General features: G+C 63.5%; 24 protein-coding genes. 16 read left to right on the top strand and 8 right to left on the bottom strand.

What is annotated here, in order from left to right; genetic code table 11:
* The first annotated feature begins 193 nt into the window (after positions 1 to 193).
* The 3 genes from ispH to rnhA are packed head-to-tail and all read left to right on the top strand — an operon-like array spanning position 194 to position 2597.
* Entirely contained in the window at positions 194 to 1156 is a 963-nt protein-coding gene (gene ispH, locus NL528_RS06465; RefSeq protein WP_309181863.1) for a 4-hydroxy-3-methylbut-2-enyl diphosphate reductase, read from the top strand.
* An 11-nt stretch (positions 1157 to 1167) separates the two neighbouring features.
* Entirely contained in the window at positions 1168 to 2148 is a 981-nt protein-coding gene (locus NL528_RS06470; RefSeq protein WP_309181864.1) for a homoserine kinase, read from the top strand.
* Positions 2136 to 2597 carry a ribonuclease HI gene (rnhA, locus tag NL528_RS06475; RefSeq protein WP_309181865.1) on the top strand — a complete coding sequence of 154 codons (462 nt, stop codon included), beginning with the start codon at positions 2136 to 2138 and terminating at the stop codon, positions 2595 to 2597. The genes NL528_RS06470 and rnhA overlap by 13 nt, the downstream gene beginning before the upstream one ends.
* Positions 2598 to 2796: 199 nt before the next feature.
* Here the strand turns inward: rnhA and NL528_RS06480 are convergent, their stop codons facing one another.
* The 5 genes from NL528_RS06480 to NL528_RS06500 all read right to left on the bottom strand — a co-directional run bounded on the left by NL528_RS06480 (position 2797) and on the right by NL528_RS06500 (position 9934).
* Positions 2797 to 3282, bottom strand: coding sequence for a peroxiredoxin (locus NL528_RS06480; protein WP_309181866.1), 486 nt, complete (start codon positions 3280 to 3282; stop codon positions 2797 to 2799).
* A 214-nt stretch (positions 3283 to 3496) separates the two neighbouring features.
* A complete protein-coding gene (locus tag NL528_RS06485; protein WP_309181867.1) occupies positions 3497 to 5179 on the bottom strand; it encodes a long-chain fatty acid--CoA ligase in 1683 nt (560 codons plus the stop codon).
* Positions 5180 to 5355: 176 nt separating this feature from the next.
* The gene (locus NL528_RS06490) at positions 5356 to 6774 is read right to left on the bottom strand and encodes a D-alanyl-D-alanine carboxypeptidase family protein (RefSeq protein WP_309181868.1); all 1419 of its coding nucleotides are present in this window, start codon (positions 6772 to 6774) and stop codon (positions 5356 to 5358) included.
* A 206-nt stretch (positions 6775 to 6980) separates the two neighbouring features.
* On the bottom strand, positions 6981 to 8753 hold the full coding sequence (locus NL528_RS06495) for a glucan ABC transporter ATP-binding protein/ permease (RefSeq protein WP_309181869.1): 1773 nt from the start codon (positions 8751 to 8753) through the stop codon (positions 6981 to 6983).
* Between the two features lie 122 nt (positions 8754 to 8875).
* Positions 8876 to 9934: an ABC transporter substrate-binding protein gene (locus tag NL528_RS06500; RefSeq protein ID WP_309181870.1), complete on the bottom strand. Its 1059-nt coding sequence runs from the start codon at positions 9932 to 9934 to the stop codon at positions 8876 to 8878.
* 254 nt (positions 9935 to 10188) lie between these two features.
* Here NL528_RS06500 and NL528_RS06505 point away from each other — a divergent pair, with 254 nt between their 5' ends.
* From NL528_RS06505 to NL528_RS06545, 9 genes are all read left to right on the top strand, one after another.
* The gene (locus NL528_RS06505; protein ID WP_309181871.1) at positions 10189 to 10614 is read left to right on the top strand and encodes a hypothetical protein; all 426 of its coding nucleotides are present in this window, start codon (positions 10189 to 10191) and stop codon (positions 10612 to 10614) included.
* A 110-nt stretch (positions 10615 to 10724) separates the two neighbouring features.
* On the top strand, positions 10725 to 11123 hold the full coding sequence (gene hisE, locus NL528_RS06510) for a phosphoribosyl-ATP diphosphatase (protein WP_309181872.1): 399 nt from the start codon (positions 10725 to 10727) through the stop codon (positions 11121 to 11123).
* Positions 11124 to 11217: 94 nt separating this feature from the next.
* The gene (locus tag NL528_RS06515; RefSeq protein ID WP_309181873.1) at positions 11218 to 11799 is read left to right on the top strand and encodes a YqaA family protein; all 582 of its coding nucleotides are present in this window, start codon (positions 11218 to 11220) and stop codon (positions 11797 to 11799) included.
* 119 nt (positions 11800 to 11918) lie between these two features.
* Positions 11919 to 12443 carry a hypothetical protein gene (locus NL528_RS06520; protein ID WP_375144042.1) on the top strand — a complete coding sequence of 175 codons (525 nt, stop codon included), beginning with the start codon at positions 11919 to 11921 and terminating at the stop codon, positions 12441 to 12443.
* Positions 12444 to 12578: 135 nt separating this feature from the next.
* A complete protein-coding gene (locus tag NL528_RS06525) occupies positions 12579 to 13547 on the top strand; it encodes a nitronate monooxygenase family protein (protein WP_309181875.1) in 969 nt (322 codons plus the stop codon).
* Between the two features lie 226 nt (positions 13548 to 13773).
* Positions 13774 to 14409 (top strand): uracil phosphoribosyltransferase, encoded by a 636-nt coding sequence (gene upp, locus NL528_RS06530; protein ID WP_309181876.1) that lies wholly within the window; start codon positions 13774 to 13776, stop codon positions 14407 to 14409.
* Between the two features lie 10 nt (positions 14410 to 14419).
* On the top strand, positions 14420 to 15190 hold the full coding sequence (locus tag NL528_RS06535) for a thioesterase family protein (protein WP_309181877.1): 771 nt from the start codon (positions 14420 to 14422) through the stop codon (positions 15188 to 15190).
* A gap of 149 nt (positions 15191 to 15339) precedes the next feature.
* Positions 15340 to 16110 carry an SRPBCC domain-containing protein gene (locus NL528_RS06540; RefSeq protein WP_309181878.1) on the top strand — a complete coding sequence of 257 codons (771 nt, stop codon included), beginning with the start codon at positions 15340 to 15342 and terminating at the stop codon, positions 16108 to 16110.
* Between the two features lie 50 nt (positions 16111 to 16160).
* Entirely contained in the window at positions 16161 to 16733 is a 573-nt protein-coding gene (locus tag NL528_RS06545; protein ID WP_309181879.1) for a dihydrofolate reductase family protein, read from the top strand.
* 150 nt (positions 16734 to 16883) lie between these two features.
* On the opposite strand, the gene NL528_RS06550 is transcribed toward NL528_RS06545, so the two are convergent.
* Complete coding sequence (locus tag NL528_RS06550) at positions 16884 to 18446, bottom strand: AMP-binding protein (RefSeq protein WP_309181880.1); 1563 nt, start codon at positions 18444 to 18446, stop codon at positions 16884 to 16886.
* Between the two features lie 107 nt (positions 18447 to 18553).
* Between NL528_RS06550 and NL528_RS06555 the strand changes: the two genes are divergently transcribed.
* Positions 18554 to 19534, top strand: a complete 981-nt coding sequence (locus tag NL528_RS06555) for a nitronate monooxygenase (RefSeq protein WP_309181881.1) — start codon at positions 18554 to 18556, stop codon at positions 19532 to 19534.
* 200 nt (positions 19535 to 19734) lie between these two features.
* Here NL528_RS06555 and NL528_RS06560 read toward each other — a convergent pair whose 3' ends face one another.
* Entirely contained in the window at positions 19735 to 20391 is a 657-nt protein-coding gene (locus tag NL528_RS06560) for a hypothetical protein (protein WP_309181882.1), read from the bottom strand.
* Positions 20392 to 20533: 142 nt separating this feature from the next.
* Here NL528_RS06560 and NL528_RS06565 point away from each other — a divergent pair, with 142 nt between their 5' ends.
* Positions 20534 to 20779 carry a hypothetical protein gene (locus tag NL528_RS06565; RefSeq protein ID WP_074271061.1) on the top strand — a complete coding sequence of 82 codons (246 nt, stop codon included), beginning with the start codon at positions 20534 to 20536 and terminating at the stop codon, positions 20777 to 20779.
* A gap of 130 nt (positions 20780 to 20909) precedes the next feature.
* Positions 20910 to 21635, top strand: coding sequence for a hypothetical protein (locus NL528_RS06570; protein ID WP_309181883.1), 726 nt, complete (start codon positions 20910 to 20912; stop codon positions 21633 to 21635).
* 114 nt (positions 21636 to 21749) lie between these two features.
* Here the strand turns inward: NL528_RS06570 and NL528_RS06575 are convergent, their stop codons facing one another.
* Positions 21750 to 23096, bottom strand: a complete 1347-nt coding sequence (locus NL528_RS06575) for a hypothetical protein (RefSeq protein ID WP_309181884.1) — start codon at positions 23094 to 23096, stop codon at positions 21750 to 21752.
* A 281-nt stretch (positions 23097 to 23377) separates the two neighbouring features.
* On the opposite strand from NL528_RS06575, the gene NL528_RS06580 reads away from it, so the two are divergent.
* Entirely contained in the window at positions 23378 to 23980 is a 603-nt protein-coding gene (locus tag NL528_RS06580) for a hypothetical protein (protein ID WP_309181885.1), read from the top strand.
* Positions 23981 to 24098: the final 118 nt, after the last annotated feature.

Genomic DNA, 24098 nt, shown 5'->3' on the forward strand with positions numbered 1-24098 from the left:
CTCTTTTGGAGGCGAAGTCAGTGGTCATCAGTGATGACGGGAATTGAGGCCCTATATAAGCCCGGAGGGGCTATTGGCGCAATGGCCCAGCAAAAGTGCCTTGACAGTGCCCCAAAGCAGCCCCAAGTCCTTATGCGAATTGGCCGTTCCCCGCCCGCCGGCGAGGGGTGATTCGGTCTCCGAGATAGCCCCTATGCCAGCCAAACCAGACCTGAAAATCGTGCTTTGTTCACCCCGGGGCTTCTGCGCCGGCGTGGTCCGGGCCATTGACACGGTGGAACGGGCGCTGACCATCTACGGCGCTCCGGTCTATGTCCGCCATGAGATCGTGCATAACCGCTACGTGGTCGACAGCCTGAAGACCAAGGGCGCGATTTTCGTCGAGGAACTGGCCGAAATCCCCGACAATACCAACGCGCCGGTGGTGTTTTCGGCCCACGGGGTGCCGAAATCGGTCCCGGCCGACGCCCGCGCCCGCAATTTCTTCTCGCTCGACGCGACCTGCCCGCTGGTCACCAAGGTGCACCGCGAGGCCGCGATCCATTTCAAGCGCGGCCGCGAAATCCTGCTGATCGGGCATTCCCACCACCCGGAAGTGGTCGGCACGCTTGGGCAATTGCCGCAGGGCGCGGTGACGCTGATCGAGACCAACGAAGACGCCAAGACCTTTACGCCGAAGGATCCCAACAACCTCGCTTTCGTGACCCAGACGACGCTGTCGATCGACGACACCGCCGAGATCGTCGCGATGCTGAAGGAGCGGTTCCCGAACATCTCCGGACCTCACAAGGAAGACATCTGCTACGCCACCACCAACCGCCAGCTGGCGGTGAAGAAGGTGGCGCCGGTGGTCGATGCTTTGATCGTGGTCGGCGCGCCGAACTCGTCGAATTCGCAGCGCCTGCGCGAAGTCGCCGAACGCGAGGGCTGTCCCATCGCCGTGCTGGCGCAGCGCGCCAGCGATCTCGACTGGCCGCGCTTCGAGGGCATCAGGAGCCTCGGCATCACCGCGGGCGCCTCGGCGCCCGAAGTGATCGTCGAGGAGATCATGGGCGCGTTCGCCGAGCGTTATGAGCTGCATGTGGAGACGGTGTCGGCCGCCGAAGAGAATGAATTCTTCCCGCTGCCGCGTTCATTGCGACCCGACGCGGCGTAAGGCGCGTCCCCATGGCGGTGTACACGGACGTTGCCGCCGAAGAGCTCGCGGAATTCCTCAAAGGCTACGACATCGGCGAATTGCTGTCCTACAAGGGCATCGCCGAAGGCGTCGAGAATTCCAATTTTCTGATGCACACCAGCAAGGGCGCCTACATCCTCACGCTCTATGAAAAGCGTGTGGCGGCCGATGATCTGCCGTACTTTCTTTCTCTGATGGCGCATCTGGCCGAGCGCGGCGTGCGCTGCCCGCAGCCGGCCAGGAACCGCAAGGGCGAAGTCTATTCGACGCTGGCGGACCGGCCGGCGGCCATCATCAATTTCCTCGAAGGCATGTGGCCGCGGCGGCCCAATGCGGCGCATTGCGGCGGGGTCGGTGAGGCGCTCGCAAAAATGCATCTCGCCGGCCGCGACTTTCCGCTGTTCCGGAAAAATCCGCTGTCGGTCGAAGGCTGGCGGCCGCTGTTCGATCTGGCCGCACCGCGCGCCGACAGCGTGCAGGCGGGCCTGCGCGATTTCATCGGCCGCGAACTCGATCATCTGGAAGCGCGCTGGCCTGCGAGCCTTCCGGTCGGCGTCATCCATGCCGATCTGTTTCCCGACAACGTGTTCTTCCTCGGCGACAAATTGTCGGGCCTGATCGATTTTCCGTTTTCCTGCAATGATATCCTGGCCTACGACATCGCGATCTGCCTCAACGCCTGGTGCTTCGAGCCGGATCATTCCTTCAACGTCACCAAGGCCCGCGCGCTGCTCAACGCCTATGGCCGCGAGCGCAAACTGTCGGATGCCGAGCAGGATGCGCTGCCGCTCCTGGCGCGCGGGGCCGCGCTGCGCTTTTTTCTCACGCGTCTGGTCGATTTCCTCGACGTGCCGCCGGGCGCGCTGGTGAAGCCGAAAGACCCGCTCGAATATGTCCGCAAGCTGCGCTTCCAGCAAAGCGTCTCCAGCCTGCGCGATTACGGCGTGACGCAGCCGGGATGTGCGGCGTGAGCGAATTGCCCCGGGTGACGGTTTTCACCGACGGCGCCTGCTCGGGCAATCCCGGCCCCGGCGGCTGGGGTGCGATCCTGAAATTCGGCGATACCGAGAAGGAATTGAAGGGCGGCGAGGCGCACACCACCAACAACCGCATGGAATTGATGGCGGCGATCTCGGCGCTGGAAGCGCTGAAGAAACCCTGCGTGGTCGACCTCACCACCGACAGCCAGTATGTCCGCCAGGGCATCACCGGCTGGATCCATGGCTGGAAGAAGAACGGCTGGCGCACCGCGGACAAGAAGCCGGTCAAGAATGTCGATTTGTGGCAGCGGCTCGACGCCGCGCTGAAACCGCATCAGGTGCACTGGCACTGGATCAAGGGCCACGCCGGCCACGAGGAAAACGAGCGCGCCGACCAGCTCGCCCGCGAGGGCGTCGCGATGGCGCGGTTGAAGGCGTAGGCGGGGAGAGCGAAGCGGCTCTTCCCCTCTCCCCTTGTGGGAGAGGGTGGCCACGATACGAAGTATCGTGGATGGGTGAGGGGTTCTCTCCGCGGATAGAGACCCCTCATCCGGCGCGCTGCGCGCCACCTTCTCCCACAAGGGGAGAAGGGAAGCAAAGCCGGGCGACGACAGTTGTGTGTGCGGCGACGGCCTCTGCTTATAGCTGCCCCAGCAGCGTATCGCCGCCGGAAACCTCGACCTTGCCGGGAGCGGGCTCGCGGTTGAGCTTCTTGACCACGCCGTCTTCCACCAGCATCGAGTAACGGTGCGAGCGGATGCCGAGGCCGTTGCCGGAAGCGTCGAGCTCCATGCCGATCGCCTTGGTGAAGTCGGCATTGCCGTCGGCGAGGAACACCGCCTCGTCGCGCTGGTCGGTGTCGCGCTTCCAGGCGTTCATGACGAAGGCGTCGTTGACCGAGACGATCGCGATCGTGTTCACGCCCTTGTCCTTGATCGCATAGGCGTTGAGGAAGATGCTGGGCAGGTGCATCTTGTGGCAGGTGCCGGTATAGGCGCCGGGCACCGCGAACAGCGCCACCTTCTTGCCCTTGAAAATATCGTCGGTGGTTTTGACCTGCGGACCTTCCGCCGTCATCACGCGAAACTTGGCTTCCGGCAACTTGTCGCCAACGCTGATCGTCATCGTCAATTCTCCCTGGGATGTGCGGGTGTGTCTTAGAGCATTTTGGGGTGGGGAGGAAACTACCTCACCGTGGTTTGATGGGCGAAGCCGTCATTCCGGGGCGATGCGAAGCATCGAACCCGGAATCTCAAGATTCCGGGTCTGGTGCTGGCGCACCATCCCGGAATGACGAGGCTTGAATTATTCCCGCTCCGCGCGATGACGACGGGGGGCTTCAGGCCGCGGCCTTCTTCTCGTCGCGCAGTTCGCGGCGCAGGATCTTGCCGACATTGGTTTTGGGCAGGTCGGTCCTGAACTCGATCTGCTTGGGGACCTTGTAGGCGGTCAGCTGCGTGGCGCAGAATTTGATCACCTCCTCGGCGGTCAAATTGGGGTCCTTCTTGACGATGAAGGCTTTCACGGCCTCGCCCGACTTGGCGTCCTGGACGCCGATCACGGCGCATTCCAGCACGCCCGGATGGCTCGCGATCACTTCCTCGATTTCGTTCGGATAGACGTTGAAGCCGGAGACCAGGATCATGTCCTTCTTGCGGTCCACGATCTTGGTGTAGCCGTTCTCATCCATTACGCCGATATCGCCGGTGCGGAAATAACCATCGGCAGTCATCACGTTCGCGGTCTCTTCCGGCCGGTTCCAGTAGCCGGCCATCACCTGCGGACCCTTGGCGCAGATTTCGCCGGGCTGGCCGAGCGGCACTTCGTTGCCGTCATCGTCGCGGATCGAGAGATGGGTCGAGGGAACGGGAATGCCGATCGAGCCGGAGAACTTGTCGGTGTCGGCGGGATTGCAGGTCAGCGTCGGCGAAGTCTCCGACAGGCCATAGCCCTCCGACAGCGGGATACCGGTCACCGCCAGCCACTTCTCGGCGACCGGCTTTTGCGTCGCCATGCCGCCGCCATTGGCGATTTTCAGCTTGGAGAAATCGAGCTTGTCAAAGCCTGGCGTGTTCAACAGGCCATTGTAGAGCGTGTTCACCGCCGGAAAAAAGCTGACCTGGTACTTCGCCAGTTCCTTGACGAAGCCGGCCATGTCGCGCGGGTTGGGAATCAACAGATTGGTGCCGCCGCTGCGTACTCCCAGCAGGTAGCACGCGGTCAGTGCGAAGATGTGATAAAGCGGCAGCGCGCAGACGATGACCATTTGGTCGACAATCGGCGGCTTCTTCAGCGCCGGCTGCAGCCAGGCGTCGTTCTGCAGCACGTTGGCGAGCACGTTGCGGTGGAGCAGGGTGGCGCCCTTGGAAACGCCCGTCGTGCCGCCGGTATATTGCAGGAAAGCGACGTCTTCGCGCGTGATCGCAGGCTTGGTGAATTTCAGGCCGCGGCCGGCCGCAAGCGCGTCGTTGAAGGTGACGGCGCCCGCAATCGAATAGGGCGGCACCATCTTCTTGACGCGGCGGAGCACCAGATTGACGATCACGCCCTTGAAGCCGAGCAGGTCGCCCATGCTGCCGACGATCACATGCTTGACCGCGGTCCTGGCGATCACCTGCTGCACGGTGGTGGCGAAATTCTCCAGCACCACGATCGCTTCGGCGCCGGAATCCTTCAGCTGATGTTCGAGTTCGCGCGGGGTGTAGAGCGGATTGACGTTCACCACCGCATAGCCGGCGCGCAGCACGGCGGCGGTCGAGACCGGATATTGCAGCACGTTCGGCATCATCAGCGCGACGCGGGCCCCCTTCTGCAGGCCCTTGCTCTGCAGATAGGCAGCGAGCGCCAGCGACATCTCGTCGAGGTCGCGGTAGCTGATCGACTTGTCCATGCAGATGAAGGCTTTGCGATCGGAAAACTTCGCAAAGCTTTCTTCCAGCAGCTCAACCAGCGATGAATACTGCGTAACATCGATGTCGGCGGGCACGCCGGCCGGGTATTGCTTGAGCCAGATTCGCTCCATGGTATTTCCCCTCTGGTTTAGAGCCCCCGTTTCTTGGCCGGGTCGCCTTGTTTTTGGCAGTATTTAGAATGCCGCGGCCGATGGCAAGCGGCTGCGCGCTATCGACGCATTGTCGGCCAAAAACAACCGGTCAGGGAGTCCAAAAACTTGCCTAAGCGAGGGGGCCGACGGAGCTATTAGCCGGCGGGCTTGGTCTCGGTTTTGGGCTTGGCGGCAGCCTTGGGCTTGGCCGGTTTTGCTGCCGGCTTGGCGGCGGTGGCGGCGGGCTTTTCGGCCGCCTTCGGGGCGGCATCGGGCTTGGCGTTGGCATGCCTGACCGGGGCCGGTTTGGCATCGGATTTGGCTTCGGTCTTCGCTTCGGTCTTGGCTTCGTTCTTGGGCGAAGCCGCCGCGTCCGGCTTCCTGGCCGCGACCCGCGATTTCTTTCCGCGCCGCGGCGTCGCCTGCTTTTCGGTGTCCGCCGCGACCGCGGCGATCAGGGCCGCTCCGGTTCGCTTCGGGCCGGTATACACCACCATGGGTTCGGAGGCCACGGGGCCCTCCGCCAGCAGCGCCGACGGCTTCAGCATTGGCGGCTGCAGTCCGGCGGTGAAGAAAGTGACAGCGCTCTCGCCGCCGCTCGCAGAACCGCCGGCGTTGGCGGCGCTGGTCTCTTCATCCTCGTCGCTGGCCGGCTTGTGGCGCTTGCCGCCGCACATCTCGTCGCGCAGGTTCGGTGGCGAGGCATCGATCGGCGCCAGATTGTCGACGGTACCGAGCGAGGGACGCAACCACGACAGTCCGTTGGCGGCGAAACCGCGCTCGAGCAACTGCGCGGCCCGCACCGCGCGCATATGGCCGGATGAAGAGCCGAGCACAACGGCGATCAGCCGCCTGCCGTTGCGGGTCGCCGAGCCCACCAGATTATACCCGGAGGCGCAGATGAAACCGGTCTTGAAGCCGTCGGCGCCGGGATAGCGTCCGATCAGATGGTTGAAATTGTTGGTGACCCGGCGGCCGTAGCGGATCGAGGGAATGTGGTAGAAATATTCGTATTCCGGCAGATCGCGAATGATGGCGCGGGCGAGGATCGCCAGATCGCGCGCCGAGGTGATCTGACCGTCGGCGGGCAGGCCATTCGGATTGACGTAACTGGTCTGCGTCATGCCGAGCCGCTGCGCGTGCTCGTTCATGATCGCCGAGAATCCGTCGATCGAGCCGCCGACGCCCTCGGCGAGCACCACGGCCATGTCGTTGGCCGATTTCACCAACATCATCGCCAGCGCATTTTCGACGGTGACCTGCGTGCCCGGCCGCAAGCCCATCTTGGAGGGCGACTGCGAGGCGGCGACGGGCGACACCGTGAACAGCGTATCGAGCGACAGCTTGCCGTCCTTGACGGCCTTGAGCGTGGCATAGGCCGTCATCATCTTGGTGACGGAGGCGGGATACCACGGCATCGTGGCGTTATCCGCCTGCAGCACCTTTCCGGTATCGGCTTCGACGACCAGCAACGCTTCCGCGTGCACCATACGCGACGTAACGACAGCAAGCGCTGCGACGAAAAATATCCGGATCAACGATGAGTTGCGAAGCAGTGGTTGAAGAAAATGCACTATCCGATTCCGGTCCTTTGAGACCCGCCTTGGCAAAGGAGGTCTGACATCTGACTTTCGGGTTTCAAGCGTGTCCGGCGCGGTCGCTTACCGCAGCGCAAACCTATACCGGCTTGCCGATCCAGAACAGAGGCCCGGGGATTAAATCGTGGACGAATTGGACGCAATTTCGGCAAAATCCGAAGCGCGATGATGGTCGCGCCGGCCTACTTCGCCTCGATGCTGGCGCGGGCATTTTCCTGCACCATGAACTGGGCCCTTGCGAGTTCCGCAAAACGGCCGCCTTTGGCCACGAGTTCATCGAAAGTTCCGCTTTCGATCACGCGGCCATTGTCGAACACCAGGATGCGGGTGGCGTTGCGAATGGTCGAAAGCCGGTGCGCGATCACGAAGGTGGTGCGTCCCCTCATCACTTCATCGAGAGCGGCGTTAACCTTGGCCTCGGTGACGGCGTCGAGCGCGCTGGTCGCCTCGTCGAGGATCAGGATCGGCGGGTCCTTCAAAATCGCGCGTGCGATCGACAGGCGCTGCCTTTCGCCGCCGGAGAGCATGCGGCCGCGTTCGCCGGCATGGGTTTCGAATTTCCGCTCACCGCGTTCGATGAATTCCAGCGCCTGGGCGCGCGAGGCCGCGGTACGCATTTCCGCTTCGGTGGCGTCCGGTTTGCCGACGCGCAGATTGTCGGCGATCGAGCGGTTGAACAGCAGCGCTTCCTGGAACACGACGCCGATATTCCGCCTGAGCGCGGTCAGCTTCAGGCCGCGGATATCCATGCCGTCGATCTTGATGACGCCGGATTGCGGGTCGAAGGCGCGGTGCAACAACGCGATCGCGGTCGACTTGCCGGCGCCGGTCGGGCCGACCAGCGCGATGGTCTGGCCGGGCAGCGCCGTAAAGGAAAGGTCTTCGACCGCGGGCCGCTTGCCGTCATAGGAGAACGACACGTCGTTGAATTCGACCAGGCCGGAGAGCCGTCCAGTATCGATCGCGCCGGGGCGGTCCCGGACCGCGGGGACGGCGTCGAGTACGTCGAAGAACTCCTGCAGCCGCGGCGCTTCCATGAACACGTTGTTGATGAAGCTGACCACCTGTTCGAGCTTCTGGATCAGCATGGTCGCGAAGCTGACGAACATCACGATCTCGCCGACGGAGGTCAGCCCCTGTTCGTGCAGCGCGATGCCGACGGTGAAGATCGCGAGCACGGTGATGGTGGTGGAGGCACGCGTGATGACGGTGACCAGCGCCCACCATGACAGCACCGGCATCTGCGCGGCCAGCAGCTTGTCGGCGACGAAGCGCAGGCCCTGCACTTCGGCGTCGATGCGCACGAAGCTCTGCACCAGCGCGACATTGCCGAGCGCGTCGGAGGCGCGCGCCGACAGGTCGCTATATTGCGCCTCGACCTCGCTCTGCATGCCGTAGGTCTTGCGCACCACCAATGTGGTCAGCACCGTGAACACCACGCACAGCACGAACAGCAGGATCGCCAGCCGCCAGTTGATGTAGAGCGACAGCGGCAACAGCACGACCAGCGACAGGATCGCGGCAAAATGCTCGCGGAAGAAACCGAGCCAGAGCCGCCACAACGCATCGGTGCCGTTCAGCATCACCTTCATCAGCCGGCCGGAATGGGTGCCGGTATGGAAGGTCAACGGCAATTGCATGATGTGCTCGAAATAATCGGTCAAAACTGCCTGGCGCTGGCGATGCGCGAGGCGATCGGCGTTGAGCGCGACCGCGGCGCTGCAGCCGATGGTGAACAGGCCGAACGCCGCCCAGGCCCCCAGCAACGGCCAGGCCGAGGACGAGGAAAGCGGACCCGTCGACGGCTTGCCGGACAGCACATCGACGATGCGGCCGAACAGCACGGGCTCCGCGAACTGCGCGCCGGCCAGCAGCAAATTGGCGCCGGCGAGAATCCAGCCGAGCCCGGCCTCCTTGCCGAGCAACTCCAGGACGCGGGTGTAAAGGCGAAGCATGGAACTGCCGGAATGGCTGGAGGGGGCAACGGGCGCGTGCGGTCGAGCCGCATTCTAATCAGGGATCGCCGCCAAGAACCAGCGCAAGAACCAGCGCAAGAACCAGCGTCCACGCCTTTTGCTCAATCGATCAGGCGGCCGTTGAGCGGGGGCAGGAAGGTATCGTCGAAAATATCGGCAGCCGTCGGCCGCTTCTGGAATTTGAAATCTTCCGCGATCTGGTCGATCGAGCGCTCGAACCGCGCGGTATCGATGCCGCCGATGCCGTTATGTTTGACTTCGCCGGTGAGGATGTTGTCGGAGATCACCGTACGCAGGCGCTCGAGTTCGAGATCGCGCGATCCGCCGTCCATCCGGCTGACAACCTCATCCGCCGCACGCTCCGGCTCGCGGATGGCCAGTTGGGTGCCGGCAATGACTGCGCGCAAAAAACCCTTCACCGCCTCGGGCTTCCTGGCCGCGAATGCCGGGTTGACGATGATGGCGAACCCGTAGGCCTCGCAGCCGTAATCGGCATATTGAAACACCGCAAGGTCATCGGCCGGAACGCCGCGATCCCTCAAATTGACCGCCGACAGATAGGAAAAGCCGGCTACCGCATCGACCTGCCCCGCCGACAAGATCGGCTCGCGCACCGCGGCGCTGATTCTGTTCTGCTTGACGCTTGCGGCCTTGATTCCGTTTTGCCGCGCTAAACCGGGCCACAGCCGGATCGAAAGGTCACCCTCGGCGACGCCGAGGGTTTTGCCTTCGATATCGGAGAGCGCGTGGATGCCCCGGCTCTTGCGGGCGACGATGGCATAGGGCGATTTGTTGAACAGCACGAACACCGCCTTGATCGGCGGCGCGCTTGCCTTGTCGCGAAAACGAATGAGTTCGTTGAAATCGACCAGCGCGAAATCGCTGCTGCCGGCCGCAACCCGTGCAATGGCGTCCGGCGATCCGCTGGCGAGATTGATCGCGACCGCCAGACCCTCCGAACTGAACAGACCGCGGGCCGACGCCAGTATGAACGGGGCCGCGCCCGCCTCGATCGGCCGATCGAGCGAAAACTGGATCGCGATCGGGGGCCTCGGTTCGTCGGCGGCCAGGCTCTGGTTCGGATCGCCGCACACGATGGAGCAAAGGCCGATCAGCGCGGCCAGGATCGAGCGGATGGCTTTGGTCCGGATTACGCGCATCGGGCTTACGTCAGCATGGGGTGGGGCAAGTTGCCGCGCCGGCTGTGTCTGTTTCACGACATCGCGCGCGTCATTACAAGCACCGAAACAAGCACCGAACGCACGCATTTTGCCGCATCCAGTCTGAATGGTCGATGACTGCCACGATTCCGCCAGAGATCGTTCAGCTCCCATTCGGAATGGGGAACCTAACATCGGCGCAGTGGTTAGCTATCCAAGGCCTGTCGGGCCATGCGACCACGGAGGATAGTGCGATGTTTGCGCGAAAAGCTGTGTTTTCATCAATTGGCCGCGCCTGCGCGGTGGCGACGGTTGTGGCGGTCGCGCTGACGGCGGTTGAACCGTCGATGGCGTTCGCGGGCTCGGCACCTTCAGGCAAGGGCATCACGGCCGCGACCGGGACCAGTGGCGCGACCGACATCAGCGCGCGCCGCAGATATTATCGCGGCGGCGGTGCTGCGGCCGCGGCGGCCTTTGCCGGGATCGTCGGCACGGGCTTGGCGATTGCCGCGGCCCAGGACCGCCGCGACTATTATGACAGCTATGGTTATTACGGCGGCGGCCCGACCTACTACGGCGGCCCGGTGTATTACGGGGGTGGCCCGTATTACGGTGGCGGCTACTACGGCTCCAAGGCATCCGTGCCGTATTTCCGCGGCCATCCCAATGCCGGCTGGTAACGACAAAATTTTAGGAAAAACGAATCCACCGGCTGTTCCGGCCGGTGGATTTTTTGATTGTCAAACCGGCCGTTAACACGCTGGCCATGAGTTTCGATTAGGTTCGAGCAATGAGTGATTCGCTCGGGCGGCTTTATCAAGCGGTGATCGCGGCCAAGGATCTCGATCCGGCAACGTCGCGCACCGCCCGGCTGTTTCAGCGCGGTCCGGCCAAGATGGCCAAGAAACTCGCCGAGGAAGCCATCGAAGTCGTGATCGACGCCGTCAACGGCAAGACCGACGCCGTGGTCCGCGAGAGCGCGGACCTGCTCTATAACCTGACCGTTCTATGGGCGTCGGCCGGGGTAAGGCCCGAGGACGTCTGGCGCGAGATGGAGCGGCGGGAACATCTGATGGGCATTGCCGAGAAGCTGCCGAAGTCCACGGTGAAACTGTCCGCGGTCCCCGCTACCCCGGAAGTGCGGCGGCGAATTGTCGCGCTCGAAAACCGCCTGCGCAAGCGACGCTAAGCGCGCGGCTTTCGCTCGAAAACGCTGCAAGAAGCCTCAAAATCCCTCATTGACCGCCATGGACAAATGCGCCCGATGGTGGTTCATCGCGCCCATGCTGAGACGAATTTACGACTGGTGCATCGACGCCGCCGACAAGCCCTACGCGCTCTGGATTCTGGCAGCCGTAGCCTTTGCCGAAAGTTCCTTCTTCCCGGTCCCCCCCGATATCATGCTGCTGCCGATGTCGCTGGCGCGGCCGAAGCGGGCATGGTGGTTCGCCGCCATCTGCACCGTCGCGTCGGTGACCGGCGGCTTGCTCGGCTATGCGATCGGCGCGCTGCTCTATGACTCGATCGGGCACTGGCTGATCACGCTCTACGGCCTCAGCGACAAGGTCGACGCCTTCCGCGCGTCGTATGCCGAATGGGGCGCGGTGATCATCCTGGTGAAGGGTTTGACGCCGATCCCCTACAAGCTCGTCACTATCACCTCGGGTTTCGCCGGCTACAACATCGGGCTGTTTATACTGTGCTCGATTGTCGCACGCGGCGGGCGGTTCTTCGTGGTCGCCGTCCTGCTCAACCGCTACGGCGATGTCATTCGGGCCGAACTGGAAAAGCGGTTGGGTCTGTGGGTGGCGCTCGGGGCTGCGGTCCTCGTGCTCGGATTCTACATCGCGTTCCGGTTGATCTAGCCGGAAGCAGCTTTGCCGGTCCGGGCCTTCAGGTTACGCTGGCCAATATGCTCGATCGAATCGACATTCTCTTCAGGCCGTTCGGCGCGCATGTCGCGACCGCGGGCTTGGCGTTGTCGATGCTGACGATGGCGCCGGTGGCCTCCTGGCCGCAGGCCGCGCCGCCGTCTTCGCTCGGCGTGCAGTCGCCGGCGCAGCAACCGGTGCCCGCGCAGCCGGTGCCGCAGCAGATCGAGCCCGCGCCGCCGCCGCCAGCGGTGCGCGAGGAAAATCCGGGCCTGATCAATGAAATGGGAAAGCTGTTCGAGAAATCGCTCGCGATCCTGCCGAAAATGAAGAGCCCAGGCGAGACCATCGACGATCTCAACGCCCGCGCAAAAGATGCCGGCGAGAGCTTGTCGAACATGGCGAAGCCGTCGCTGATGGTGACCGGGCGCGCGGCGTGCGTGGTGGCCACCAACGGTGCACCGGACTGCAAGGCCGGCGCCGACAGGCTCTGTCAGAGCAAGGGTTACAAGGAAGGCAAGAGCCTCGACACCGACGCGGCCGAAAAATGCTCGCCGAAAGTGTTCCTGCCAGGCCGCAAACGCGAGCCGGGCGACTGCAAGACCGAGAATTACGTGATCCGGGCGCTGTGCCAATAGAGTATGATCCGATCGGTTCATGATCCAGCGTCAAAACGCAATACTTGACAGTGGAAAGATTGGCTAGTTGGTACGATGTCTGGCATCCCCAGGGCCAACGCTCACTCCGCTGACTAACCTGAAGGAACTATTCGAATGTCCATGCCGGCCTTGTTCAAGGGGCGTCTGTCGGTTCCCGTGATCGGTGCGCCGCTGTTCATCATTTCCGTACCCGACCTGGTGATCGCGCAATGCAAGGCCGGCGTGGTCGGATCGTTCCCGGCACTGAACGCGCGGCCGGCGGCGCTGCTCGACGAATGGATCGCGCGGATCAAGGAGGAACTCGCCGCCCACGACAAGGCGCATCCCGCCCGGCTGTCGGCGCCGTTCGCGGTGAACCAGATCGTGCACAAGTCGAACAACCGGCTCGATCACGACCTTGCGGTTTGCGAGAAGCACAAAGTGCCGATGATGATCACCTCGCTCGGCGCGCGCGAGGAGCTCAATCAGGCAGCCCATGGCTGGGGCGGCATCGTGTTCCACGACGTCATCAATCAGAGGTTCGCGCACAAGGCGGTCGAGAAGGGCGCCGATGGCCTGATCCTGGTCTCCGCCGGCGCCGGCGGCCATGCCGGCGAGATTTCGCCGTTCGCCTTTGTCGCTGAGACGCGGCAATGGTTCGACGGTCCGATCGCGCTGTCGGGCGCGATCGCCACCGGCCGCGCCATTCGCGCCGCGCGGATTCTCGGCGCCGACTTCGCCTATATCGGCTCCGCCTTCATCGCCACCGCGGAAGCCAATGCGGTGGAAGGCTACAAGCAGATGATCACGGCGGCGGGTGCGGAAGACATCGTCTATTCGAACCTGTTCACCGGCGTGCACGGCAATTATCTGAAGCCGTCGATCGTCGCCGCCGGCATGGATCCGGAAAACCTGCCGACCTCGGATCCGTCGAAAATGAGTTTTGGCACCGACGCGTCGGGCGAACGGGCAAAGCCAAAGGCCTGGAAGGAAATCTGGGGCAGCGGCCAGGGCGTCGGCAGCGTCGCAAAAGTGCTGCCCGCCGGCGACCTGATCGCGCGGTTCAGACAAGAATACGCCGAGGCCATCGACCCCGCGCTGTGACGTTGGATGCATCGTGTCCCGGACGCGGCGCAGCGTGCATAAGCGCGTTTACGCGCGTCTTCGACGCGCTATGGCTGCTCCGCAGAGCCGGGACCCACACCTCGCAAAGCAAGATGGACCCCGGATCAGCAGCGCACCGCTTGCGCGGTGCGCTGCATCCGGGGAACGCCAGTAGAGACCTGGTGCCACTTGATGCGCACGCAACCCCTGTGCCACAAAGACCCGCATGACAGCCAGCAAGCTCAACGTCGTCAACCATCCCCTGGTCCAGCACAAGCTTACGCTGATGCGCGAGCGCGAGCGTTCGATCAAGGGCTTTCGCGAGCTCACGAACGAGATCGGGATGCTGCTTTGCTATGAAGTCACGCGCGACTTGCCGCTCGAACTGGTGGACATCGAGACGCCGCTGACCCCGATGCAGGCGCCGATGATCGCGGGCAAGAAACTGACGCTGGCGCCGATCCTGCGCGCCGGCGTCGGATTTCTGGACGGAATGCTGGCGATGGTGCCGTCGGCGCGCGTGGCGCATATCGGGCTCTATCGCGATCCCAAGACGTTGCAAGCTGTCGAATATTACTTCAAGGCGCCGCAGGATCTGTCGGATCGCACGGTGATCCTGATGGATCCGATGCTTGCGACCGGCAATTCCGCCTGCGCGGCCGCAGCCCTGCTCAAGTCGCGGGGCGCCCGTGACATCAGGTTTGTCTGCCTGCTGGCCGCGCCCGAGGGCATCGCGCACTTCCAGAAGGAGCATCCCGACATCCCGGTCTGGACCGCGGCCGTCGACGAAAAGCTGAACGACCACGGCTACATCCTGCCGGGCCTCGGCGACGCCGGCGACCGGATGTTCGGCACCAAGTGATGTCCGCTTGATGGATCCGATCTTTCGCGTCGACGGCGATCGCGTCGTCACCAGCCCCGACGCGGCTGGCCCCTGGGATCCGCGCATGCAGCACGGTTCGGCGCCGGCAGCGCTGGTGGTGTGGGCGGCCGAGGCGATACCGTCGCCGGTGCCGATGCAGATTGCGCGCGTCACCATCGATCTGATGCGCCCCGTGCCGGTGGCGCCGTTGACGATCGAGCGCGAAATCTTGCGCGAGGGCCGCAAGATCCAGCTTTGCGCGATCAAACTGCTTGCCGACGGCGTTGTCGTGGTCGGCGCGACCGTGCTGAAGATCAAGACGCAGTCGCTGGCATTGCCGCCCGAGATCGCGGATGTGCCGCTCGAACTGCCGGGGCCCGATCAATCGATGGTCGAACCCGCCGACAATGCCGGCAGTCCATTCACAAAGTGCATTTCGATGCGCGCCGCGCATGGCCGCTTCGGCATGGTCGGCCCCGCCGCGATCTGGTTTCGGATCGACCAGCCGCTGATCGCGGGATCGCCGATCTCGCAGGCGATGCGCGCCGTGGTCGCGGCCGACTTTTCCAACGGAACATCCGCGCTCGACTTCCGCCAATGGACCTTCATCAACGCCGACCTCAGCGTCAATTTTGCGCGGCAGCCGGTCGGCGAGTGGATCCTGCTCGATGGGGAATGCTGGATCGGCCCTGACGGCGCGGGGCTGGCGATGTCGCGGCTCGCGGATCGAAGCGGCTATTTCGGCCGCGCCGTCCAGAGCCTCGTGATCGAGAAGCGGTAACGCGTCGAAGTCACGCGATGCGCTGCCAAGCGGCATTTTCCCTAACAAAAACTGGCGAGGCGTCCTGCCGTCGGCGCCAAGGGCTGGGCCGGCCGCATCAACCTTGACACGTGACCAAATGGTCACCTATTATCCGTCCCATGGATGCTGTGTTCAGAGCCCTTGCGGACCCGACGCGCCGAAGCCTGCTCGACGAATTGTTCAAGCGGGATGGGCAGACGCTGAGCGAACTCGAGGAGCGGCTGCCGATGACGCGCTTCGGTGTGATGAAGCACCTGAAGTTGCTCGAGGAGGCCGGTCTCGTCGTGAGCAAGCGGCGCGGCCGCGAGAAATTGCACTTCCTGAACCCGGTTCCGATCCGGCTGGTCCACGACCGCTGGGTGAGCAAATACGCCGAACCCTGGGCCGCCGACTTGAGCGAACTCAAGCGCACATTGGAGAAGACGATGGAGAAGGTTTTCGAAATCTACATCAAGACAACGCCCGAGCGCCTCTGGCACGCCATAACCGACACCGAGATGCGGCGCAAATACACGTTTGGCGCCGTCGTCACGTCGGATTGGGCGCAGGGCTCACGCTACGAGGGCCGCGGCCACGGCAATTTGATCTTCGAGGGCGAGAATCTGGAGATCGATCCGCCGCGCCGGCTGGTGCAGAGTTTTCGGGCGGTCTGGGGCGAGGACGTCAAGGGCGAGGGGACGTCGCGGGTGACCTGGGAGATCGAACAGGTCGGCGATTCCTGCCGGCTCACCGTCACCCACGATCAGCTGCGCGACGGCGCCAACAACCAGCTCTATGGCGGCTGGCCGATGATTCTTTCCGGAATCAAGACGCTGCTGGAGTCCGGCGAAATGCTGACGACGCCGGGATCGCTGCGCTGGGTGGAAGGCCGGAACGAGCACCTGCCCGAAGTGCACTGAGCGCGAATTTTCGCGGGCGATCGACCACCAAATTCCGGAAGGAGCAATCAATGCCAAAGCTGGTTGTCTACAATTCGATGTCGCTGGATGGCTACTTTACCGATGCCAAAGGCGACATGAGCTGGGCCCATAAGCAGGACCCGGAGTGGCAGGCCTTCGTCGCGGAGAACGCGCGCGGCGGCGGCCAGCTGCTGTTCGGCCGGATCACCTATGATTTGATGGCGAGCTTCTGGCCGACGCCGCTTGCGATGCAAAGCAATCCAACCATTGCCGAGCGGATGAACAACTTAAGGAAATACGTGTTCTCCACGACGATGGACCAGGCCTCATGGCGCAACACCACGCTGTTCAAGGGCGATCTTGCCACCGAAGTCCGCAAGCTGAAGCAAAAGCCCGGTCCTGACATCGTGATTATGGGAAGCGGCAGCCTCGTCGCCCAATTGGCGGAAGCCGGATTGATCGACGAATACCAGATCGTGCTCAACCCGCTGGTCGTCGGCAGCGGCCGCACGCTGTTCGAGGGCGTCAAGCGCAAGCTGCCGATGAAGCTCGCGAAGTCGCGGGCGTTCGGCAATGGCAATGTCGTGCTGTTTTATGAGCCGGTCGATCAATTGCTGGGGTGAGCGACACGCTCGTGTCCCGGATGCTGCGCAACGCGCCGCGTTTGCGGCGTGGTGCGCTGCTGATCCGGGACCCAGCAAGCGGCACTGTGGGTCCCGGCTCTGCGGAGCAGCGCTGAAGAAGCACTGCACCGCGTCCGGGACACGCGAGCGTCAGCCCACCATCCGCTGGTGGCCGACCCAAAAGCCCGCCTTCAGCACCTTCTTGTCGACCTTGCCGACGCCGGTCATCGGCAGCTCCTTGACGAACTTGATGTGCTTTGGCGCGTGCGCCGAACCCTTCCTGGCTTTCACGAGGTTGATCAGTTCGTCCGCGTTCGGCCTCGTACCGTCGCGCGCGACGATCACGGCGGTGACGGCCTCGCCCCATTTGTCGTCGGGCACGCCGACCACGGCGACCATCGCGACGTCGGCGTGCTGCGACAGGACATCTTCGATTTCGCGCGGAAAGATGTTGAAGCCGCCGGTGACGATCATGTCCTTCTTGCGGTCGAGGATGAACATGTAGCCGCGCTCGTCGGCGCGGGCGATGTCGCCGGTATGCAGCCAGCCGCTCTTCAGCGTTTCCGCGGTCTGCTCGGGCCGTCTCCAGTATTCCGCCATCACATGTGAGGCGCGCACGCAGATCTCGCCGGCCTCGCCGGTTGCGACCTCCTGGTCATCATTGTCCAAAATCCTGACCTGGCAGGCGGCAATCGGGAATCCGCAGGACAGGAATAGCTCCGGCGTCTTGGGATCGTGGTCCGCCTTGCGCAGCACCGAGACCGGATAGCATTCGGTCTGGCCATAGAGCTGCGAGAACACCGGCCCGATCCGCTCGATGCCCTCGACCAGCCGGCTCGGCGACATCGCCGACGCGCCATAGAGCAGCAATTCGAGCGAGGACAGATCGGTCTTGTCGAGCGAAGGATGATCCAGCATCACATAGATCATGGTCGGCACGAACAGCGTGAAGTTGATGCGCTCGCGCGCGATGGTCTTGAACACCGCCTCCGGATCGAAGCCCTTGAGCATATGCACGGTGCCACCGCGCATCAGCGTCGGCAGCACTTTGGTGCCGGCGACATGGCTGATCGGCGCCACCGTGAGATAGCGCGGCGTCTCCGGAATTTCGAAATCGGCCAGGATCGCGCTGGCAAAGCCGCCATATTCGCGGTGGTAACGCAGCGCGCCCTTGGATTTGCCGGTGGTGCCGCCGGTGTAATTCAGCGTCGCGATATCGTCGGGGCCGGCGAAGCAGCGCGGGCTGGCGTGGCCGGCAGTCTCGATCGCCTGCAACAGATCGACACCGCAATTGGCGGGACCGAGCGTAAAGACGTTTTTCACGCCGAGCGCCTTGGCGGCGAGATCGCCGCCGCGATCGCGGAACGTGACGCCGTCGATCACCAGCATCTGCGCCTCGGAATCCTCGAGCTGGAACAGTTGATCGTCGAGCGATCCCAGGGGATGCAGCCAGGTGATTGCCAGCCGCGCCAGTTGCGCGGCGACGCCCGCGCACCAGGTGTCGGCGCGGTTGGCGGTCAAAAACGCGACGCGGGTGCCGGGCGCAAAGCCGAGCTGCATGAACACTTTCTGGATCCGCCCGATCAGCTCGGTCGCGCCCTGATAGCTGAGTGATCCGCCCGGCCAGCTGAACGCCGTGCGCTGTGGGTAGCGCGCCAGCGCGCGCAGCGTCTGTTCGCACGTCGATGGAAACGCATAGAGCGGATCGCTCATTCTCTCGTCCTCCCGATTGTGTCGCTTTGTCTTCGGCGTTTGATCGTGCCAAAGTTGGCCGCAACGCTAGCACACAAAAGCCGCTGCTCAAGCCGGGAACAAGCCCCTTGCCAACCGCCGATCCTCTTTCGCGCTTCCGCGACCGCCTCAGCCTGCCGTTGATCGCAGCACCGATGTTCCTCGTCTCCGGGGTCGAGCTGGTGGCGGCTGCCTGCCGCAACGGCGTGATCGGTTCATTCCCGACGGTGAATTGCCGCAGCCCCGAGGAGCTCGATGGCTGGCTTGGCGAGATAGACCAGCGGCTGCGCCAGCATTCGGATGCAAGCGGCAAGCCCGCGGCGCCGGTTTGCGCAAACCTGATCGTGCATCGCTCCAACGCGCGGCTCGCACAGGATCTAGCGGTGTTGCTGCGGCACCGGCCCGAGATGGTCATCACGTCGGTCGGATCGCCGGCGCCGGTGCTGGCGCCGCTGCACGATGCCGGCGCGCTGGTTTTCGCCGATGTCGCCAGCATCCGCCACGCCGAGCGCGCGGTGGCCGCCGGCGCCGACGGGCTGGTGCTGCTGACGGCGGGCGCGGGCGGCCAGACCGGCTGGCTCAACCCGTTCGTGTTCGTGCGCGCGGTGCGCGCGTTCTTCGACGGGCCGGTGGTGCTCGCGGGCGGCATCGGCGACGGCCACGCGCTCCGTGCGGCGCAGGCGCTCGGCTGCGATCTCGCCTACATGGGGACCAAGTTTATCGCCACGCGCGAAAGCATGGCGGACGCGCGATACAAGGCGATGCTGGTCGAAAGCAGCGCCGACGATATTCTGCTGACCACCGCGTTCACGGGATTGCAGACCAACATGCTGCGGCCGTCGATTGAGGCGGCGGGCCTCGACCCCGACGATCTGCCGCAGCGCGGCGCAATCGATATCGGCAAGGACATCGACGTCGGTGCCCGCGAAAACCGCCCGAAACGCTGGCGGGATATCTGGAGCGCAGGCCATGCGACCTCGGGTGTGACCGAGGTGCTCCCGGTCGACGAACTCGTGGCGCGGACAATTGCGGAATACGAAGCCGCGAGCGCGCATGTGAAGCTCGGCTGAGAGAAACGCTCAATTTGTAAACGGGCATTCACTGTCATGCCCCGCTTCAAGCGGGGCATCCAGTACACCGCGGCACACGTCGTGATTACGATGCGGGACACGGAGTACTGGATGCCCCGGTCATAGGCGAGCGGAAGCGACGCCGTCCTTCGGACGGCTATGCCGGGCGACGACGAGAGGAGAAGTGGTTCGAGGCCGCCCTAGTTCGCCACGAAATACCAAACCTTGCCGTAGCGGACGAGCCGGGTCGGCGGCTTGTCGTCGAACTCGAAGAATTTTTTGGGATCGCCGCCGGACGGCACGTGCAGGAAGCCGGTGAAAGTGTGCTTCAGGCCGCGCGAGGTCAGGAACAGCACATAGGTGCCCTGGTCGGTCTGGTCGACGACGATGTCGTTACCGCCTGCGGAGACATTCGGCGCGTCGTCGCCGAGCGCGATCAGGTTTTCGTTGGTGTCGACATTGGGCTTGAGATCGCCGGCTTCGACCCGCGCCACGATCCGTTCGCGCTCAGTGCGGTGCCAGTCGAAATTTCGCTGTAACGCGATCTGCTGCAGCGGCGCCCAGGCGAGGATCGTAAGCGTCAACGCGCAAATGAAAAACGGTGCCGCGAACTGGGCCCCGCCGTGGCGGACCCTTATCAGCAATGTCGCGGACCACAGGCCGCAGCCGAAAAACATCAAGGCGACCAGCGGCAGGATGCCGAGCAGGACAAAGCTCGAAGGCCAGTCCGCCATCGCCAATTCGAAGGTCGCGATCAACAGCGTGACGATCGAGACGGTGGTGGCCGCCAGCAAGGCGGTGCGGACCGACGGCGTTGCCGCCGCTTCCGTCGTGCTCTGATGTGTCGATCCCGCCATTCAAAACTGTCCCGCGGCGCGGTTCGCGCCCTATCGAGGCTGTGCGGCCTTAACGCGCCGTTAACTACGGCAGCCCCAACAATAGCCCCAGAGGATGGTCAGCCGCCACCGCCGGACCGCCCGACAGCGAAGGGGATGCGAGATGGATTTCGAGGCGCTTTTTGCAAAAACCCCGGCGACAATCGATGAACTCAAGACCCGGGTGTTTTATGCCCTGCAGCGGCATCCGATGTGCCGCAGCGTCGAATTCGACATCGTCAGCACGCCCCGCACGCGCAGGACCAACTGGACGGTCAGCCTGCGCTCGGTCGCGCCGGGCGCGGTATGGGAAGCGCACGAAATCGTCGCGGATATCCAGGATGCCTATGATCTGGCCGCGGCGGCCTGATTTCCGGTTATTTCAGCACGATTTTCAGCTCGTTCCCCATGCCGTGACCCCTTCAGCGGCATGGTAAAGCCTTAATTGGCATCCAGTTTTCGAGGGTAGGCCGAGGCGGTCGACGCGAATGGAGACCTTTTTGACCAGAGCCATTACCCTCGTCGCGCTGACCTGTTTCCTCGTGGTCGGCGCCGCCGCCACCAGTATTCTCGGCCGCGACAGTGTATCGGCGGCGCGATACGAGGTGGCTGCCGCGGTGATCGACAAGCCCCTTGTTTCGAACAAGGAAGCCAAGAAGGACCGGCTTGCCATCGCCGCTTTGGCGCTGGCGTCGTTCGACCCGCCGCAAACCCAAATTCAGGCACAGGTACAGGCTCAAGCCGAGCCGCAAGCCCAGACCCAACCTCAAACCCAAGCCCAACCTCAAACTGTGCTGCTGACCGAGCCGCTGCGTCAGGCCTATGCCTCCAGCACCTCCGCCGACAACGTCATGCCGAAGCTGGCCGACCCGGCCGCGGCGCCGAAGCCGAAGGCCGCGAGCAAGCCGCAGCCGCAAAAGACCTACGCGCTATTGAGCGACGTGCAGATCGCCGGCATCAAGGAACGCCTGAAATTGTCCTCGGAGCAGGAATCCTATTGGCCGCCGGTGGAGAGCGCGTTGCGCGCCGTCGCCCGCAAGATCCACGCCAAGCGGCAGGTTGACCCGGGCGCCACCGGCGTGCCGATCGATCCCGACTCCGAAGAAGTCCAGCAATTGAAATCGGCGGCAATGCCGCTGCTGTTCCAGCTCCGCGAAGACCAGAAGAGCGAAGTGCGCTCGCTCGCCCGCATCATCGGGCTGGAAAAAGTCGCCGCGATGATTTGAGGCGAGGGCGACGCGATCGCCATCTGGCCATCGCACCGCTCCCACGATTTTTATCTGACGCGTTTTCTTAACGCGAACCGGTCTCCACTTCGCTCGAAAACGTTATGATTCACCTCAATGCGCCGAGCCCTGGATGGCCCAGACGAAATCCGTCTTCACCTGATCCGAAAACAGCGTCGGGTCGGCCATATCCACCCAGCCGTTCGGGATGTACGTATCGGGATAGGGCGCTCCAGGATATGTCGCGCGGGCATGACAGGACATGCAGTTCGAATTGATGCCGTCGGCCTGCGCGGTTTCGAGGAATGGATTGTAACAGACGACCGATTTGCCCTTGGGATCGGTCGGCGGGAACACGATCGAATCCGAGATGCACATCGCATAGCTGCGCCACGGCCCCTTGATCCGGTCCGGGCCCAGCATGCCATCGACGCTTCCGGGAATGTTGCCGGGCGGGTTCTGGCCGTTCTGCCACCAGAAGGTCTGCCAGGTCCAGTTCGCGATTTCCTTGGTCGTGATGTGCATGGCCAGCAGGATTTGGTAATCGCCGCTCGCGAGGCTTGAAGCCCCGCTGAGGCTGAGCGTCGCGTTGATCCTACTCGCCGTATCCTCATCCACCTTGATCGCATAAAAGCTCGTCAGCGGGACGATCTGGGCCGTCACCGTTTTGCCGTTGCAATCGATCTGCGTCGTGCCGGACCGGGAGTTGCTGGGATCGACGGCGACGCATTGATTCCAGGTGTCGGGGGTCGGCTGGCTGGGGCTGGAACTGTTCTGCGGGCCGGCCCAAAGCGGTATCGCCGAAAGCTGATCGGCTTTCGCCGGCACGAACACCATCTTGAGATCGGTCGCGGCCGCGGGAAAGTCGACGATCTTCCGGTTCGCGACCGGCGTTGCGTTCTGGTTGAAATACGCGTTCAACCGATCGAGGTCGGAACTCTTGGTGTAGTTCGTGTCGGGCCCGCCCGGGTTCGCCGTCGGATGGGATACCGCCACGAAATTTGCCGAGTCGGGACTGAGCTTGACGAAGGCGAGCAGTCGGCTCTTCGCCGCGCTCGGCGCGATCTGCATCGACAAAAGGTTGCCGGATCGCACGGTGCGGTGGCTGAGTTGGCGGGGTATTGCGAACGGGCGCAGGCTTCTCGCTTGACGCGCCACCGACGCCGTCAGCGCCGGGCCGGAAAACGCTTCCTGCTCGGAGAGCCAGGTTTCCCAGATCGGGAGTTTTTGCCCCTGAAAGGATTGCGTCGAGTCGGCGGTCACGCCCGACCAGAGGATCCAGGCGTGCTTGCGCAGCGCCGCCGTATCATTGGCCGCCACCTGTTTGTCCAGTTCCGCACTGGGCAGCGGAAATTCGCTCGGGGGGAGCGCAATCGGCTCTGGCGTAATGGTCTGCGCGAGCGCGGCGCGGTTGAACGAAAATACCAAGACGATGAGCACAAGAAAAAATCTGGCAATCATTTCGATCACTCCTCGATGAACTTCCACCCACCTCAATTCAGTCCGCGGCAGCAATTTCGTCCCTGTCGCAGAGTGTTCGCACAAAAATTGTATTGTCAATCTGTACAATCACAATGCGACAAATTGGCATTCAAAATTTCCGGTGTTGTGCGAGCGGTGGCAGGGAACACGGCTCGTATCGCCGCAATACGCTTTCCATCCCGGCTGAACGGCCCTGCCGGCGATTCGGCGGCAGGAACATCGAATGGAGTTGGACGTTGCCCGCTCGAAGGAGCCGAACCATGCGCACATCGACAGCTTATTTGGCGGGAGCGGGAACCGTGATCGCGGCCATCGTTGCCGGCCTCGGCGGCGGCCTGCTGATGGCCAACATCGTCAACCCGCATCCGTCCAGGAATGGCACCGAGATGAGCAGGCTGGAGCAACGGATGTCGGCGCGGCCGATACCTGTGATCGCAGCGCCCTCGGAGCCGGTGTCGTATCTCGCTGCGACGCAGGCGGCGGCAACGAATCCCGTCGTCGTCGCGGCGCCCGCCGAGAACCAGCTGCAGCCAACTCCGCGGCAGACAGAACCGGCGAACACTTCTCAGGCCGCGGTGCAGCCGGCCGAACCGGTCGCACAAGCTGCACGTGCACCGGCCGCTTCAGCCGAAGACTCATCTGCAAAGGTCCGCGACGTCGACATGAAGCGGGCCGGCGCAGAGAAACGCAGCGCCGACCGCCGCCAGCAATGGGCCGAGAAGCGCCGGTACCAGCAGCGGCAGGAGCGGGAGCTGCGTGACGTCGAGCAGAAGGTCAGGGAGCAAACCGAGCCCGCGCAAGCTTTCGCGGCCGAGCCGGTAAAGCTCGATATACCCAGGATCAGATTGTTCGATGCGGAGTGAATGACGGCTGGCCGGGTTGATCGGAGAATTCGTCGCACATCCCGGCGGCGCATCGTGACCGCCTCGCCGCCGCCGCGGCAAAGCCTGCGCGTCTCCGGACGGTCACACTTGATGAGTC

This window comes from Bradyrhizobium sp. Ash2021 (assembly GCF_031202265.1).
Classification (GTDB): Bacteria; Pseudomonadota; Alphaproteobacteria; order Rhizobiales; family Xanthobacteraceae; genus Bradyrhizobium.

Bases quoted from the DNA above. Each gene is read 5' to 3' on its own strand.
- NL528_RS06545 (WP_309181879.1), top strand. From the start codon at position 16,161: ATGCCAAAGCTGGTTGTCTACAATTCGATGTCGCTGGATGGCTACTTT.
- NL528_RS06520 (WP_375144042.1), top strand. From the start codon at position 11,919: ATGCTGACGATGGCGCCGGTGGCCTCCTGGCCGCAGGCCGCGCCGCCG.
- NL528_RS06480 (WP_309181866.1), bottom strand. From the start codon at position 3,282: ATGACGATCAGCGTTGGCGACAAGTTGCCGGAAGCCAAGTTTCGCGTG.
- NL528_RS06470 (WP_309181864.1), top strand. From the start codon at position 1,168: ATGGCGGTGTACACGGACGTTGCCGCCGAAGAGCTCGCGGAATTCCTC.
- NL528_RS06485 (WP_309181867.1), bottom strand. From the start codon at position 5,179: ATGGAGCGAATCTGGCTCAAGCAATACCCGGCCGGCGTGCCCGCCGAC.
- NL528_RS06500 (WP_309181870.1), bottom strand. From the start codon at position 9,934: ATGCGCGTAATCCGGACCAAAGCCATCCGCTCGATCCTGGCCGCGCTG.
- NL528_RS06525 (WP_309181875.1), top strand. From the start codon at position 12,579: ATGTCCATGCCGGCCTTGTTCAAGGGGCGTCTGTCGGTTCCCGTGATC.
- NL528_RS06550 (WP_309181880.1), bottom strand. From the start codon at position 18,446: ATGAGCGATCCGCTCTATGCGTTTCCATCGACGTGCGAACAGACGCTG.
- NL528_RS06575 (WP_309181884.1), bottom strand. From the start codon at position 23,096: ATGATTGCCAGATTTTTTCTTGTGCTCATCGTCTTGGTATTTTCGTTC.
- hisE (WP_309181872.1), top strand. From the start codon at position 10,725: ATGAGTGATTCGCTCGGGCGGCTTTATCAAGCGGTGATCGCGGCCAAG.
- upp (WP_309181876.1), top strand. From the start codon at position 13,774: ATGACAGCCAGCAAGCTCAACGTCGTCAACCATCCCCTGGTCCAGCAC.
- NL528_RS06535 (WP_309181877.1), top strand. From the start codon at position 14,420: ATGGATCCGATCTTTCGCGTCGACGGCGATCGCGTCGTCACCAGCCCC.
- NL528_RS06580 (WP_309181885.1), top strand. From the start codon at position 23,378: ATGCGCACATCGACAGCTTATTTGGCGGGAGCGGGAACCGTGATCGCG.
- NL528_RS06560 (WP_309181882.1), bottom strand. From the start codon at position 20,391: ATGGCGGGATCGACACATCAGAGCACGACGGAAGCGGCGGCAACGCCG.
- NL528_RS06505 (WP_309181871.1), top strand. From the start codon at position 10,189: ATGTTTGCGCGAAAAGCTGTGTTTTCATCAATTGGCCGCGCCTGCGCG.
- NL528_RS06565 (WP_074271061.1), top strand. From the start codon at position 20,534: ATGGATTTCGAGGCGCTTTTTGCAAAAACCCCGGCGACAATCGATGAA.
- rnhA (WP_309181865.1), top strand. From the start codon at position 2,136: ATGTGCGGCGTGAGCGAATTGCCCCGGGTGACGGTTTTCACCGACGGC.
- ispH (WP_309181863.1), top strand. From the start codon at position 194: ATGCCAGCCAAACCAGACCTGAAAATCGTGCTTTGTTCACCCCGGGGC.
- NL528_RS06495 (WP_309181869.1), bottom strand. From the start codon at position 8,753: ATGCTTCGCCTTTACACCCGCGTCCTGGAGTTGCTCGGCAAGGAGGCC.
- NL528_RS06515 (WP_309181873.1), top strand. From the start codon at position 11,218: ATGCTGAGACGAATTTACGACTGGTGCATCGACGCCGCCGACAAGCCC.